The following is a 15,112-nucleotide window of genomic DNA, read 5'->3' as shown; positions in this document are numbered from 1 at the left end:
CGCCATGCAATCTTTATTCTAGTATATATTAAGTAATTTATCAAGCTAATTTAACATTCGTTAATCGCCTTCTTCGGAAAGTCCGGCTGTAATAGGTTGATCAATCGGATCCTGGATAACCTGATCATGATATTCCTGCCCCATTACCTGAGTTTTGATACTCTCGGACAATTCTTTAAGTATGGCGTTACAATCCGCATCCTCATCATCCCAGATCTTCGCAAAAGCAATCTCAAGCTCCATCCAGAAATTACTTGTCTGAATAGTCTTGGGCATGGAAACCGAATCGGCATAAATATCTACGAACTTATTGATTCCGTCGTGTCCGTAATCAATTCCGTAATGCGCTGCAAGTTTATGTGACATTTTGTAAATATCATCTTTTTCATCCATGCAGATCATTCTTGCAAAGTCTTCCGCAACATCCGGATGCTCCGAATATCCGTTAACAACAAGACAGTTCGTAACAGACATGGTTCTTGTCTTAAGTCCGTTGGGAAGCTCCGGTACAGCGGGAGCTACGGCAAACTCATAAAGTTCACCACCATCGGCAGTAATTGACAACGGATCTTCAACCTTAATTTCGTCATACTTTTTGAAAATATCGGTTGTGGCAATGGTGAACAGGATCTCTCCCTTAAGGAATCTTGTCGCCATATCATCATAAGAAATTTCTTTCGCATCAATAGCGAAGAACTGCTTAAGCTGCTGATAAACCTTCATACAGCTGATAGTGTTACCGTTATAGATTGCTATATCCTGATCGATATTTTCTACGTTAATATTGTCTCCGGCGTCACCACCGAGATTCATATATGCGCCCACGAAGAAATAGTTATAAAAGATATCATTGACATCCCACTCCAAGATGGATTTGATCTTATCCGGAGCTTCGTATTTACGTGAGAAATTGATGATATCCTGAATCGATTTGAAATCTGAAGAAAGAATATCATTGATTTCTTCGTTAACCGCTTCTGTGGAGAAATCGTCATCTTCCGGAACCTCTTCAGCTTCGGCGTCTTCACCCTCTAAATCCTCTCCTTCTTCACCTTCGCCGCTGTTTTCCTCTCCGGCTTCATCCGAAGGCTCTTCACTTGAAGCTTCACTCGACTCTTCGTTTGCCTTTTCGGTATCCTCGGCATTTTCGGAAGAATCACCCTCACCGGCATTCTCATTGCTTTCTTCAAGCGCAGGTTCCTGCTCTACGGATTCTTCTTCCTGCTTTTTCTTTTCCATCTGCTCTTTTGCATAATTCTCAAGATATGTCTTGTTATATACAAGAGCACTGGTCTCAAAGTAGAAAGGATAAGCTACATATTTACCTTTGTATGTTACGGAATCAAGCGCCGCTTTCGGGAAAAGAACCTTGTTAAAAAAGCCTTCTGAATTATCGGCTTCAAGCGCAAGGCCGGCACAATAAACTTTCTCAAGAGTATCGTTTGTGGTAACAAAAATATCGGGAAAGTTCTTGTCTTCAACAGATGCCTTGTTTATTTCTTCGAGATATTCCATTCCCGAAACAAGCTTAGGCTCAACACGAACATTCCTGTTTTTCTCGGAAAACTTGATCGCCATACTCTGAAGGTATGGAGTGATCGCATCATCCGTGTACCACAGTCTCAGAGTTGTCTTATTTGAAAAAAAAGAAAATTCTTCAAATATGCTTTCATCTGAACGGGCATTAACAAAAACGCCCGCCAGCATGCATAATATTAGAACTATAGAAATAATTTTGGTTTCAAATTTCATATCTTCCCCAAACATGAGTCCAAAATGTCGATCATCTCGTCAACATTTTCTTTGGTTATGACAAGAGAAGGAACAAATCTGATGATCTCGGCTCCGGCATTTATCAAGATAAGTCCGTTTTCAAGAGCCATATTGATCACATCCGCAACAGGTCTGTTAAATACAAGACCCTGCATAAAACCTGAACCTCTTCTGTCCACTATGAAATCGTAGCGATCCTTTAGCTCATCAAGTCTCTTTTCGAGATAAGGTGCCACTTTATTCACATTTTCTATTATATTGTCATTGTTAAATAAATCAAGAACTTTATTAACAGCTGCGCAAGCAAGCGGGTTACCGCCATAAGTTGTTCCATGATCTCCGGCAACAAGAGAATTTGCCCCAACTTTTTCGGTCATAAGGAATGCACCGACCGGAACTCCGCATCCCAAAGCCTTTGCTGTTGTCATGATATCAGGCTTTACTCCGAATTTCTGCCATGCGAACATTGAGCCTGTTCTTCCCATTCCGCACTGAATCTCATCGAGAATAAGAAGTATATCTTTTTCATCGCAAAGTGCCCTTACTTTGGTAAGGAATTCTTCGGTTGCAGGATATATACCGCCCTCTCCCTGAACAGTCTCCATGATGATCGCACATGTCTTGTCCGTCACGCATGAAAGAACACTTTCAAAATCATTGAAATCGGCAAACTTAATATTTCCGATCATAGGCTCAAACGCCTCACGATAATGAGGATTGCCCGTAACGGAAAGTGCTCCGAATGTCCTTCCGTGGAATGAGTGATTCATGGCAATGATCTCATGATCCGTCTTGCCGTCCTTAAGAAACGCATATTTTCTTGCAGCCTTAAGAGCTCCTTCAACAGCTTCCGCTCCGCTGTTTGTAAAAAATACCCTGTCCATGCCCGAAGCTTTCTTTATCTTCTTTGCAGCTTCGATGGCAGGCACATTGTAATAATAATTTGACGTATGAAGAATCTTGTCTATCTGCGCCTTAAGTGTGTCATTGTAGTCCTTGTAGTTGTAACCAAGGGCAAATACAGCGATTCCCGATACAAAATCAAGATATTTTTTCCCGTCTATATCATAAAGATATACGCCCTCTCCTCTGTCGAGGACGATCTGATAACGGTTATATGTATGAAGCAGTGCCTTCTCGGCCTCTTCTATGTAATTTTTCATTGTCTCACTCATTTTCGCTTCTCCCTGCTAATTAAGCCATTTTTTGTAAATACCGGTAATATCCGCTTTTTGTAGATCAACTATTTTGCGTGAGTGCGTCATCGTCAGCCATGAACATGGTTCCTACACCCTTTTTGGTAAAGATCTCAAGCAGGATGCAATGAGGAATCCTTCCATCAAGGATATGTACGTTATTAACACCTTTTCTGATGGCATCGGTACAGTTGTTGAGTTTGGGAAGCATTCCGCCGCCGATATTTCCGGAAGCGATAAGTTCATCCGCCTCAGAACATGTAAGTCTTGAAATAAAGGATGAAGGATCCTTGATATCCTTGTAAACGCCTTCGATATCTGTAAGGAATGCAAGCTTATTGGCACCTACAGCCTTAGCGATCGCGCAAGCCGCATCATCCGCATTTATATTATATGTATCAAAATTATCATCAAGTCCTATGGGCGCAATGATAGGAAGATAGTCATTATCAAGAAGGTCGAAAAGAATCTTGGGATCTACAGAATCAACTTCTCCGACATATCCGATGTCTTTTCCGTCCGAAAGCTTCTTTTTCACATGAAGAAGTCCCGAATCCTTGCCGCTTATTCCGATAGCCTTAACACCAAGTTCCTGAACCATTGTAACAAGCTGCTTGTTAACTCTTCCAAGAACCATCTCTGCAATTTCCATTGTCTCTGCATCGGTAACTCTGAGTCCGTTTACAAACTCAGCTTCTTTTCCAACCTTGGAAACCCATGAGCTGATAGCCTTTCCGCCGCCGTGAACGATGATAGGCTTAAATCCTACAAGTTTAAGAAGCGTAACATCTGTTATCACATTCTTCTGGAGTTCTTCGTTGCTCATGGCACTTCCGCCATACTTAACAACTATGATCTTTCTGTTGAATTTCTGAATATATGGAAGCGCCTCAACAAGTACTTCCGCTCTTTTCAATACATCCTGCATATCCTTATCCATTTTCTCAGCTCCTGTAATCTGCATTTATCTTGACATAATCGTATGTAAGGTCACATCCCCACGCGGTTGCCTGCGCATCCCCCTCGTGCATATCCACAAATACCGTGACTGTTTCTTCTTTCATGATCTTAAGTGCTTCATCCTCGTCGAAATCAAGCGGAGTTCCCTTATGGAACACTTCAATTCTTCCGGCCTTGCTCTCAAAGAAGAGCTCAACATCGTTCTGATCAAACTGCGCTCCCGAATATCCCATAGCGCATAAAAATCTTCCGAAATTCGCATCGCAGCCAAAGATTGCTGCTTTTGAAAGGTTGGATCCTACAATCGCTCTTGAAAGAGTTCTCGCATCTTCCTTAGTCTTTGCATTTACAACTTTTGCTTCAAAGAGCTTGCTCGCGCCCTCTCCGTCTGCCGCCATCTTCCTGGCAAGGAACTCGCAGACATAGAAAAGAGCATTCTTAAAGGTCTCATAGTCATCATTCTTATCTTTTATAACGTCATTTCCGGCCTTGCCGTTAGCCATGCAAAGAAGCGTATCGTTCGTAGATGTATCGCCGTCAACCGTAATCATATTGAACGTATCTGAAACAACTTCGCTGACCGCGTCCTGCAAAAGACTCTTTTCAATAACAACGTCCGTAGTAAGAAATGCGAGCATCGTGCACATGTTTGGATGGATCATTCCGGAGCCCTTGCTCATTCCGCCGAGAGTCACTTTTTTACCCGCAATTTCAAAAGAAACCGCTACTTCCTTATTTACGGTATCGGTTGTCATTATTGCCTTTGACGCATCGGTTCCGGCTTCTATGCTTCCGTCCAGAGTCTTGCTCATTTTCTCAACTCCGGCAACAAGCTTATCTACAGGAAGCTGCATTCCGATAACTCCGGTAGATGCAACGGCAACTGTTTCGTAGTCCACGCCGAGGCTCTTTTCTACAGCTTTTGCCGTAGCTTCGCAGGCATCAAAGCCCTCTTTTCCCGTACATGCATTGGCTATTCCCGAATTAATGACAACAGCCTGCATGGGCTTTCCCGAATCAACTATCTGCTTGTCCCACTGAACACATGCGGCCTTTACAACATTACTTGTAAAAGTTCCCGCACACACGCAAGGTGCTTCCGAATAAACAAAAGCCATATCCGTTCTGTCTTTGTACTTGATGTTTGCTTCGCAGCTTGCAGCCTTAAAACCTTCTGCAGCCGTAACTCCGCCTTTAATAACTTCCATATCTCTTCTCCATTATCATTTGTTAAAGATTGTAAGATTTTCTTCGTTTAAAGCATGGTCGTAATAGTTCATGTCATCTCTAAGTGTCCAGCCCATCTTCTGCCAGAACTTGTTTCCGACCGTATTTGTCACAAAAGCATTTAAGCACACCTTGTTGATCTTTTCTTTCTTAAGTGCCTCGTAGCAAAAAAGAACCATCTTTTTACCGATTCCGTGCATTCTGTACTCTTCGCTCACGCAAACATGATAAAAACAAGCTCTTCTGCCGTCATGTCCGCAGAGGATCGCGCCGACTATCTTGTTATCTTCTATGTCAACTGCGCTGAGTCCCGGATTTCTTTTTATAAATCTCTCTATTCCCTCTCTGGAATCATCTATCGATCTTATTCCAAAGCCGTGGATTGACATCCACAGAGCATAGACTTCATCATAATCATCCATTGTCATTGCACGAACCATTCATATCACCTGTTATCTTTCTGTATTCTATTACGGGAAGCTGGGTGCAAACTCAAGTCCCGTAGTTTCTTTTAGTCCAAAGAGAATGTTCATATTCTGAACAGCCTGTCCTGCGGCTCCCTTAACCATATTGTCAAGCGCACCCATCATGATCACTCTTCCCGTGCGCTCATCAATCTTAAATCCGATATCGACGAAATTTGCGTTTTCGACCCATCTTGTCTCAGGACAAACGCCGTCTCCGAGAAGTCTTATAAAGAACTCATCCTTATAATACTTTTCATATGCTGCCCTGATATCTTCAGCTGTCGGAAGCTTACCGTTCTTTTCCTTAAGAGAAGCATATTCCGTAGCAAGGATTCCTCTGTTCATCGGAACAAGGTGAGGTGTGAAATTTATCACTATATCTTTTCCCGCTGCGTAGCTAAGCTGCTCCTCGATCTCGGGTGTATGTCTGTGACTTGTGACACCGTAAGGCTTGCAGCTCTCATTTACTTCGCAGTAGAGATTTGCAACCTTTGCGCCTCTTCCTGCGCCCGAAACCCCGCTGAGTGCATCAACTATAAGAGTTGACGGATCGATAAGTCCTTCTTTTACAAGAGGATATGCCGTAAGTATCGAGCATGTCGTATAACATCCCGGATTTGCGATAAGTCTCGCTCCCTTTATCTTATCCCTGTTTATCTCGCAAAGTCCGTAAACCGCTTCGTCAATGAACTGTGGCGCTTTATGCTCTATTTTATACCATTTTTCGTATACTGAAACATCTTTTAATCTAAAATCAGCGGAAAGATCGATGACCTTAACCTTATTTAATATGTCTTCATTAACAAGTGATGCGCAAAGTCCCTGGGGAGTTGCTGTAAAGATGACATCAACTTGATTTGCAAGTTCTTCCATATTGTCATCCATACATTTTGCATCTACTAAATCAAAGAAGTTTCCATATATACTGCTGTACTTCTCATCCACATAACTTCTGGAGCCGTACCATACAACTTCAGCTTCGGGATGTCCCTGTATGAGTCTTACGATTTCTGCCCCTGCATATCCGGTGGCACCGATTATTCCGACTTTAATCATTTTTATTCAACCTCGCAGTTTTTACATTAAATGAACTTTCATTATAAATATTTAGGCATATAAACTTTTTTCAGTATACACCCTCCAAAAAATTATGCAACCCATTTTTAATATTTATGCAGTTTTTGTTGAATTATTTAATATTTATTCATTTTAGTGTTGCATTTTATTTTTTCCGAGAGTATATTATGGTAAGTGGAATTAAGAAATTCGAATAAATAAAGTTACCATTTTACGTGGAAGAAAGGGAATAACATGGCAAAAGAAAAGGTTATTTTGGCTTATTCAGGCGGACTTGATACAACTGCTATCATTCCGTGGCTTAAAGAGAATTTTGATTACGAAGTAGTATGCGTTTGTATCGACTGCGGTCAGGAAGAAGAACTTGACGGACTTGAAGAAAGAGCTGTAAGCTGCGGTGCAAGCAAGCTCTACATCCTTGATGTTGTTGATGAGTTCTGCGATGAATACGTAGTTCCTTGCGTTCAGGCTCATGCCGTATACGAGAACAAGTACCTTCTCGGAACTTCTATGGCTCGTCCTCTTATCGCTAAGAAGCTCGTTGAAGTTGCAAGAAAAGAAGGCGCTGTTGCTATCTGCCACGGTGCTACAGGAAAAGGAAACGACCAGATTCGTTTTGAGCTCGGTATCAAGGCTCTTGCTCCCGACATCAAGATCATTGCAGCTTGGAGAAACGACAAGTGGACAATGGATTCTCGTGAGTCAGAGATTGAATACTGCAGACAGCACGGAATTAACCTTCCTTTCTCAGCTGATTCAAGCTACAGCCGTGACAGAAACCTTTGGCATATATCACACGAGGGACTTGAGCTCGAAGATCCCGCTCTTGAGCCCAATTACAAGCATCTTCTTGTGCTCGGCAAAACTCCCGAAGATGCTCCCGATGTTCCTACAACAGTTACAATGACATTCGAGGCAGGTGTGCCCAAGTCAGTTAACGGCAAGGAAATGAAGGTTTCAGACATCATCCGCACACTCAACAAACTTGGCGGCGAAAACGGTATCGGTATCGTTGACATCGTCGAGAACCGTGTAGTAGGCATGAAGTCACGTGGTGTATACGAGACACCCGGCGGAACAATCCTTTACGAAGCACATCAGCAGCTCGAAGAGTTGATTTTAGACCGTGATACCTATACAATGAAGAAAGACATGGGCAACAAGTTTGCCGACATAGTATATGAAGGGAAATGGTTTACTCCTCTTCGTGAAGCCGAGCAGGCATTTATCGAGTCAACTCAGAAGTATGTAACCGGTGAAGTTACATTCAAGCTCTACAAGGGCAACATCATCAAGGCAGGTACCAAGTCACCCTACTCTCTCTACAACGAGAGCATCGCATCATTCAAGACAGGTGACCTTTACGACCACCACGATGCTGAGGGATTCATCAACCTCTTCGGTCTCTCTTCAAAGGTTCGCGCCATGAAGATGCAGGAAGTAGCCAACAACAAATAATTTATGGATTCACTTTCTTTATTGACCGTTTATATCATAGCAGTAAACATTATAGGGTTTGCCTTAATGGGAAATGACAAGCGAAGGGCGCGTAAAAACGCCTTTCGCATTCCTGAGGCAACCCTTTTTGCATTTTCAATAATAGGCGGAAGTATCGGAACACTTATCGGAATGTATACTTTCAGGCATAAGACCAAACACATGACATTCAAGATCGGCATACCGGTTATTATCTTTGTGCAGATTCTTTTTATTGTTCTTTTACGTTTATCTCCATTACATTTTAGTTTTATATGATAATATGGAAAAAATATTTTTTGTAAAAGACGAAAGGTTTTGTAATTATGTATTTTGCAATATGTGATGATAACATCGCTGACAGAAAACAGTCGGAAAGGCTGCTTAAAAGGCAGGCCGAAAGGGTTCTAAAAGAATCCGGCGAACAGGTCTACATAGATTCTTTCGGAAACAAAGAAGCTTTTATGATCAGACCTCAGATGTATCAAGCTCTTTTCATAGATATGACTTTAGATGAGACAAACGGTTTTGTGATTGCCAAAACACTACTTGACATCGGCATCACCAAGCCTATTATTTTGTGCTGCTCTTCTATTGATTATCGTAAGCTCGCCCAGGATGAAAATCTCCAAGCAGACAATCTATATTTTCTCGACAAACCTATCAAAGTTGACGAACTCACAACTCTCGTCGATAAGATCGTAGCTGAAAGAATTGCACCGCCTTCAACACTGGAGCTTCGCTATCACGAGGAAACCATCTACGCATCAGGCGATGATATCGTATGTGCCAAAAGAAAAGGTGAAAACCTCCTTGTATATCTCGCAGACGGTCGCACTATCACTTTCGTTAGTTCAGTCTTCAATTTCTACGACCAATGCTCCATATTTCCTCAGATTTGTCCCGTCTCCAACGACGGCATCATAAACATCAACCACGTAAAAAAGAGCTCTCCCCTCCACATCACAATGGACAACGGAGTATCTTTTTTCGTAGCCTTCTACTACTCCAAAATGGTTAAGCAGGCCATAGCCGATTCCCAAAAGCACAGCTGACCGGCGACCGGCCGCAGGCTCTGTGTGGCCCCCCGGAGTAGCCTCTGCCCGCCGCCCTCCGCAGATGTATATTCGCGCATTGTGAGGGAGCTTAGATTTCACAGGCTTCGGTTTCGGGTCTGAAATTCTGCTTTGAGGCTCACTGTTTGACATTCGGTTCTCAGGAAATAGGGGGCCTGTCAGTTTATGTTTTTGAGCAATCACTCCATCTCACATTTTCATGCGGTTCCTACCGCTTTTATTTTAATGCGCATTCATCGGCTAAACTCGCTGTCCGTTGCCTTTATCAGAATTGACATACGCTGCTTTGCAGCTATAAAAATAGCCAAAACCACTCTCGCAAACTATTTAGCTTGCAGAGATGGTTTTGGCTATTTTTATATGCCCGCGTATGCGGGCTATGTCAATTCTGATAAAGGCAACGGGCAGCTCAAACAACGCCTCCGCATGCGCGTTAAAAACGGTCGGAACCGCATGAAAATGTGGCCTCCGTGATAATCGCTCAAAAACATAAACTGACAGGCCCCCTATTTCCTGAGAACCGAGTGGAGTTTTGAGCCGATAGAATTTCAGGCCTGAAACCGAAGCCCGTGAAATCAAGCGGAGGAACAGCGCGAATATACATCTGCGGAGGGCGGCGGGCAGAGGCTACTCCGGGTGGTCCACGCAGAGGCTGCGGCCTGCATATGCCAAAGTGAGCTTTACTGAGAATTTTATACGTGGTATGATACAGTATGTAGTATCAAAAACTACGTTTATTAACGCTTTTGGAGGATTTATGAGTTATAAAATAGTTGTAGACAGCGGATGTGATCTTCCTATTGAGTATAGAAAGGACTCTCGTTTTGAGTTCGTTCCTCTCATTATGCAGGTTGATGGTCACGTGATCGTTGATGATGATACATTTAACCAGAAAGAGTATTTGGAGCTTGTGGCAGCTTCTGAGGATTGTCCTAAAACAGCATGCCCTTCGCCCGATCTTTATATGAATGCGTACAAAACAGACGCTGATGATGTATATGTTGTAACACTTACATCCAAGCTCAGCGGAAGTTATAACAGTGCTCTTCTTGGAAAGAACCTGTATCACGAAGAAGTTGGAGAAAAGAATATTCATATATTCGATTCAATGTCCGCAAGTTGCGGAGAAGGCAATATCGCTCTTAAGATTATAGAGCTTGCCGAAGCAGGACTTCCTTTTAACGAAGTCGTAGAAAAAGTTGAAGCATATCGTGATGAGATGCTCACATATTTCGTTCTTGATTCACTTGAGACACTTAGAAAAAACGGCAGACTCACAGGAATGAAGGCTCTTGTAGCTTCAACGCTTAATATTAAACCTGTGTGCCACGGTGTTAAGGGCGAGATACTTCAAAAGAGCCAGGGAATCGGCATGAAAAAAGCTCTTGTCAAAATGACTGAGCTCATCGCTGCCGAGGTAAAAAATCCCGAGACCAAGACCCTTATGATATCAAACGTAAACTGCTTTGAAAGAGCAGCTGTTGTTAAGGATATGATCCTTAAAAAAGTACCGTTTAAAGATGCACATATAGTTGATACGGCAGGGCTTTCTTCCACATATGCGGCAGACGGCGGTATAATCGTTACTTGCTGATCTCTTTTTCAAAAATCAGCATTATGCCTAAGAAAAATGACCATCGATTCAAACGAACCGATGGTCTTATTTTTTCAAATATCATTATGCATTTAAGTCTTTTACACTATCTCCGAGAACCATATGTCCTTCAAGGATCATGACGCCCTGTCTGTAACGTTCTCCTCCGATCTTACGGATAAGATTGTAGATTGCGTTTCTTCCCATTTCGTAAGTATCAACCTCAAATGTTGTGAGCTTGATATCACAAAGTCCGGGGAAGATGTAGTTGTCATATCCGGCTACGGAAATATCATCCGGAACTTTATATCCCTTTTCATTAAGGCGCTTAATAAGCATACTTGCAGATACATCGCAATTACAGAAGAAAGCTGAAGGCATTTCCTCCGGAAGCTTGAAAAATCTGTTATAATCCATCTCACCTGTGCTGAGATCCCTGTCGGGAATTACCCAGTCTTTTCTGACAGGATGACTGTGCTCAAGTAATGACTTAACATAGCCAAGATATCTGTCTGTAATATTTCCCTCTGCCATTATGGTTCCCACAAACGCGATAGATGTGTGTCCCATATCAAAGAGATGATTTGTAAGAAGATATGCACCGTGGAAGCTGTCGGCCACTACAGCATCCTCATCTCCTGTGTGGTTGCAGAAATCAAGATATATCATTGGAATGGAGAAGTTCTCTCTGATAGAAGTAAGATACTCTCCGCTTAATCTTCCGATAACAATGATACCGTCAACCTTCTTGTCCGCAATGATACGCGGGAAATTCTTTTTCTTCTCGCTCTGCTCAGATACCACCTCGAGCATGGTAAAACATCCCATCTCCATAGCGATCTGAGAAACTTTCTGGTGCATCTTTGTATAGTAAGAACTGTATTCAGTCATATTATCTTCAGAAATAAGAAGACCGATAGTATAACTCTTACTAAAGATGTCTACCTTACGAGAAATAGACGGGATATATCCCATCTCATTTGCAAGAGCATGAATTTTCTCTCTGAGTTCGTCGCTCATGCCCTTCTGTCCTGATAATGCTTTTGATACTGTGACAGTGCTAACCCCAATCTTTTCAGCAATGTCCTTAAGTCTAACTGTCTTTGCCATATTGTCCCTCTTTTTAGACATTTTTTTATAGTATAACGTATATCTTCACAAAAATATACAACAAATTTAAATTATCCTAATTAATCTTCATTTAAGTAGTTGCCATGCCCATAAAATCCGCATTATTTAATTCATAAAAAAAATCCACACAAATAGCTATATTTATCATATAATTTTTTCTGTGATGAATTAATATTAAGGAGAAACTATGATAGCTCTCAAGATAAACAATATAAAAATATTCATGGAAAAGCTCCTCACAACTGAGGTTTTCGACAATTTCGATGTCGAAGAAGTCACGATTGAGACTTTCAATACTTTTTCAATCGACGGACATATAAATAAAGAATTTTATGCGGGCGTACAAGACGAAACCGTTAATAATAACAACCGTTCTTTTTCCCTTTGGTCGGAACTTCGTCCCATCTGCCTGAATCTCATAAAGGGTAAAAGAACTCCGATCAGCTTTAAATTTATTCTCCATGCGGATAGCTTCACAAAAGAAACCGTTATAAGCAAATCTGAGAGCGATTTAGACCCTTCCATGCTAAATCTGGGGATAAATATCAAATTCGCAAATAACGAGCTTATATTGACCACAGGAACCGCATACAGCACATTCACCCTTGATAAGAGCGCAGAAAAAGCCTGGGACAATTACTTCCCAAGCTTTCTTGAATCATGTGGAATAGATAATCAATTATTATGATGCGCAGCTGCTTTGATATTTCCTGAGTATCCCTATCAGATCGTCGTATTTAAGTTTTATATGGTCGTAATACGGCTCATATCCTTCCATAGATCCCGCTCTTAGAATCTCCGTAAGATTATAAACCTGAGAATAAAAACCTTTAAGCCCAAGGTTTGCACTTACTCCTTTAAGTGCATGAACCGCCTTAAACGCTTCGGAAACATTCTCCTCTCCCAAATACTTGGAAAGGCTGGCCATACTCGGATCGCCAAGAAATCTGATCATAAACTTAGCAATAAGATCCTCGTTGCCCATAAACCGATTGTGGACATCTTCCCAATCAACCCCCCAGCCAATCAGTTCTTCTTTAAAAGCAGCATCCATTTATAATACCTCACAAAAATTAACGTTCTACAGTGTAATTTTACACTATAAAATCTTTAACAGCAAGGCTATCCATCAGCACTGCGGATTAGCTTCAATTCTCCATTGTAGAAAGCTTTTCCGCCTGATCTGCGGCTATAAGTGAATCGATAAGTTCATCGATATCTCCGTCCATTATCTGATCGATCTTATAAAGAGTTAAATTTATTCTGTGGTCCGTCACTCGTCCCTGATGGAAGTTGTAAGTCCTTATCTTCTCAGACCTGTCTCCGCTTCCCACCTGGCTTCTTCTAAGTTCAGCCGCATCTTCGTGCTGCTTTGCCTGTTCCATCTCATAGAGCTTTGCCCTAAGGACCTTTAAAGCCTTAGCCTTGTTCTGCTGCTGGCTCTTTTCATCCTGACATGAAATAACTATACCCGTAGGGAAATGTGTAAGTCTTACGGCTGAATCCGTAGTATTTACGCACTGTCCGCCGTTACCAGATGCTCTGAAAACATCGAATTTGCAGTCATTCATATCAATCTCAACTTCAACGTCCTCAACTTCAGGCATGATCGCAACTGTAATAGCCGATGTATGTATTCTTCCGCCCGACTCTGTAGCAGGAATTCTCTGAACTCTGTGAACGCCGCTCTCGAACTTAAGCCTCGAATAAGCGCCGGCGCCCTTGATCATAAAGCTTACCGCCTTAATACCACCTATTCCTATATCTTCCACGCTCATTGTCTCAACCCGCCAGTTCTGTCTCTCGGCATAACGTGTGTAAACCCTGTACATATCTGCCGCAAAAAGTGCCGCCTCGTCGCCTCCCACACCCGCACGTATCTCTACGATAACGTTCTTGTCATCATTAGGATCCTTGGGCAAAAGAAGTATCTTAAGTTTCTCCTCGTATGAAGGAATCATACTCTTTGCATCAGCAAGCTCTTCCTTAAGCATTTCCTTCATCTCCGGATCGGACTCCTCTTCAAGAAGAGAAAGACTCTCCTCTATGGTCTCCTTGCACTTTTTATACTCGCGATAGCACTCAACCAGGGCATCGAGGCTCTTTTGCTCTTTCATAAGAGCTCTGAACCTGTTCTGATCCGAAATAACATCCGGATTATTAAGTTCCATCGTAATATCTTCGTATCTTCTTAAAATATCTTCCAATCTGTCAAACATAATCTACCTGCTTTTTCTGTCAATGCTATGTAAAAAACGACACTCCCCGCATCTTCCGGCAACTTAGTAGTAACACGCACGAACTACTCTGTCGTTTCCGCTATAGTCCTTTATAACCTCAATATCATGATACTTGCCCTGCTTTTCAAGGAGCTCTTTTACCTCATCTCCCTGGTCGTATCCTATCTCAAGAAAAAACATAGGCTCCCGAGTACAGGTATTCTCCTGCTTCTTCAGCAATTCTCCTGTAAAAGACAAGCCCGTCCTCCGAACCGTCAAGAGCAAGCCTTGGCTCATAATCCCTTACTTCCGGAGCAAGACTTTCTATAACGTCAGTCCTTATATAAGGCGGATTTGAAACCAATATATCAAATTTACCCACTTCTTTTCCGGGGAAAAGATCTGTCAAAACAATCTCTGCCCTATCGGAAAGCCCGAGTTTCTCAGCATTTTTCTTTGCTACAGAAATCGCCTTCTCCGAAATATCGGTGCAAAGAGCCTTTGTCTCATTTGTATAATTCAAAATGCTAAGCGCTATGCATCCCGATCCCGTGCAAAGATCAAGAACTCTCATCTTGTCTTCGCAAAACCTGAGCGTCTCTTCAACAAGAATCTCAGTATCCTGCTCAGGTATAAGGACATCTCTCGACACATCAAAAGAAAGCCCCATAAATCCCATATTCCCAAGAATATAGGCAACTGGCTCTCTCTTTACCCTTCTTGCAATAAACTCATCATAGAGTTTCTCTTCGCCATCTGTCACAGCCCTGTCCGGATGTGCAAAAAGAGTGCTGTGATCCGTTTTACATACATATTCTAAAAGGAGCCGGGCATCAAGCTTAGCTTCTGTGATTCCGGCTCTTTCAAGATTCTCTGTTCCTTTTTCCAAACAATCTTTATAATTCATATACTTTTT

Annotated in this window: 17 protein-coding genes; 6 read left to right on the top strand and 11 right to left on the bottom strand. The window is 42.1% G+C overall.

The window, feature by feature from the left end; genetic code table 11:
* Positions 1–60: 60 nt before the first annotated feature.
* The 6 genes from CD00_RS0101900 to argC all read right to left on the bottom strand — a co-directional run bounded on the left by CD00_RS0101900 (position 61) and on the right by argC (position 6,679).
* Positions 61–1,752 (bottom strand): hypothetical protein, encoded by a 1,692-nt coding sequence (locus CD00_RS0101900; protein ID WP_026654357.1) that lies wholly within the window; start codon positions 1,750–1,752, stop codon positions 61–63.
* Positions 1,749–2,948, bottom strand: a complete 1,200-nt coding sequence (locus CD00_RS0101895) for an aspartate aminotransferase family protein (protein ID WP_242827229.1) — start codon at positions 2,946–2,948, stop codon at positions 1,749–1,751. The genes CD00_RS0101900 and CD00_RS0101895 overlap by 4 nt, the downstream gene beginning before the upstream one ends.
* 64 nt (positions 2,949–3,012) lie before the next feature.
* Positions 3,013–3,909, bottom strand: coding sequence for an acetylglutamate kinase (gene argB / locus CD00_RS0101890; RefSeq protein WP_026654354.1), 897 nt, complete (start codon positions 3,907–3,909; stop codon positions 3,013–3,015).
* A gap of 4 nt (positions 3,910–3,913) precedes the next feature.
* Complete coding sequence (gene argJ, locus CD00_RS0101885) at positions 3,914–5,137, bottom strand: bifunctional glutamate N-acetyltransferase/amino-acid acetyltransferase ArgJ (RefSeq protein ID WP_026654353.1); 1,224 nt, start codon at positions 5,135–5,137, stop codon at positions 3,914–3,916.
* Positions 5,138–5,152: 15 nt separating this feature from the next.
* Entirely contained in the window at positions 5,153–5,596 is a 444-nt protein-coding gene (locus tag CD00_RS0101880) for a GNAT family N-acetyltransferase (protein ID WP_026654352.1), read from the bottom strand.
* A 30-nt stretch (positions 5,597–5,626) separates the two neighbouring features.
* The gene (gene argC, locus CD00_RS0101875) at positions 5,627–6,679 is read right to left on the bottom strand and encodes an N-acetyl-gamma-glutamyl-phosphate reductase (protein ID WP_026654351.1); all 1,053 of its coding nucleotides are present in this window, start codon (positions 6,677–6,679) and stop codon (positions 5,627–5,629) included.
* A 255-nt stretch (positions 6,680–6,934) separates the two neighbouring features.
* On the opposite strand from argC, the gene CD00_RS0101870 reads away from it, so the two are divergent.
* The 5 genes from CD00_RS0101870 (at position 6,935) to CD00_RS0101850 (ending at position 10,846) form a co-directional block, all read left to right on the top strand.
* Positions 6,935–8,158, top strand: coding sequence for an argininosuccinate synthase (locus tag CD00_RS0101870; RefSeq protein WP_026513111.1), 1,224 nt, complete (start codon positions 6,935–6,937; stop codon positions 8,156–8,158).
* 3 nt (positions 8,159–8,161) lie between these two features.
* Positions 8,162–8,455 carry a DUF1294 domain-containing protein gene (locus CD00_RS0101865; protein WP_026654350.1) on the top strand — a complete coding sequence of 98 codons (294 nt, stop codon included), beginning with the start codon at positions 8,162–8,164 and terminating at the stop codon, positions 8,453–8,455.
* 47 nt (positions 8,456–8,502) lie between these two features.
* A complete protein-coding gene (locus CD00_RS0101860) occupies positions 8,503–9,231 on the top strand; it encodes a response regulator (protein WP_026654349.1) in 729 nt (242 codons plus the stop codon).
* Positions 9,232–9,417: 186 nt separating this feature from the next.
* Positions 9,418–9,726, top strand: coding sequence for a hypothetical protein (locus tag CD00_RS0101855; protein WP_026654348.1), 309 nt, complete (start codon positions 9,418–9,420; stop codon positions 9,724–9,726).
* A 283-nt stretch (positions 9,727–10,009) separates the two neighbouring features.
* Complete coding sequence (locus CD00_RS0101850; protein WP_026654347.1) at positions 10,010–10,846, top strand: DegV family protein; 837 nt, start codon at positions 10,010–10,012, stop codon at positions 10,844–10,846.
* Positions 10,847–10,930: 84 nt separating this feature from the next.
* Here the strand turns inward: CD00_RS0101850 and CD00_RS0101845 are convergent, their stop codons facing one another.
* Entirely contained in the window at positions 10,931–11,956 is a 1,026-nt protein-coding gene (locus tag CD00_RS0101845) for a substrate-binding domain-containing protein (protein ID WP_026654345.1), read from the bottom strand.
* A gap of 208 nt (positions 11,957–12,164) precedes the next feature.
* On the opposite strand from CD00_RS0101845, the gene CD00_RS0101840 reads away from it, so the two are divergent.
* Complete coding sequence (locus tag CD00_RS0101840; protein WP_026654344.1) at positions 12,165–12,665, top strand: DUF5721 family protein; 501 nt, start codon at positions 12,165–12,167, stop codon at positions 12,663–12,665.
* Here CD00_RS0101840 and CD00_RS16835 read toward each other — a convergent pair.
* The 4 genes from CD00_RS16835 to prmC form a co-directional block, all read right to left on the bottom strand.
* On the bottom strand, positions 12,660–13,031 hold the full coding sequence (locus CD00_RS16835; RefSeq protein ID WP_051199203.1) for an Hpt domain-containing protein: 372 nt from the start codon (positions 13,029–13,031) through the stop codon (positions 12,660–12,662). The genes CD00_RS0101840 and CD00_RS16835 overlap by 6 nt on opposite strands.
* A gap of 94 nt (positions 13,032–13,125) precedes the next feature.
* A complete protein-coding gene (prfA, locus tag CD00_RS0101830; protein WP_026654343.1) occupies positions 13,126–14,196 on the bottom strand; it encodes a peptide chain release factor 1 in 1,071 nt (356 codons plus the stop codon).
* Positions 14,197–14,259: 63 nt separating this feature from the next.
* Complete coding sequence (locus CD00_RS20495) at positions 14,260–14,397, bottom strand: hypothetical protein (RefSeq protein WP_242838903.1); 138 nt, start codon at positions 14,395–14,397, stop codon at positions 14,260–14,262.
* Positions 14,384–15,103, bottom strand: coding sequence for a peptide chain release factor N(5)-glutamine methyltransferase (prmC, locus tag CD00_RS16830; RefSeq protein ID WP_051594044.1), 720 nt, complete (start codon positions 15,101–15,103; stop codon positions 14,384–14,386). The genes CD00_RS20495 and prmC overlap by 14 nt, the downstream gene beginning before the upstream one ends.
* Between the last annotated feature and the right edge of the window lie 9 nt (positions 15,104–15,112).

This window comes from Butyrivibrio sp. AE3003 (assembly GCF_000686065.1).
In the GTDB taxonomy this organism is placed as follows: domain Bacteria; phylum Bacillota; class Clostridia; order Lachnospirales; family Lachnospiraceae; genus Butyrivibrio; species Butyrivibrio hungatei_A.
Note: the sequence above shows the minus strand (reverse complement) of the source record. Positions and strands in the feature narration are given on the sequence as shown.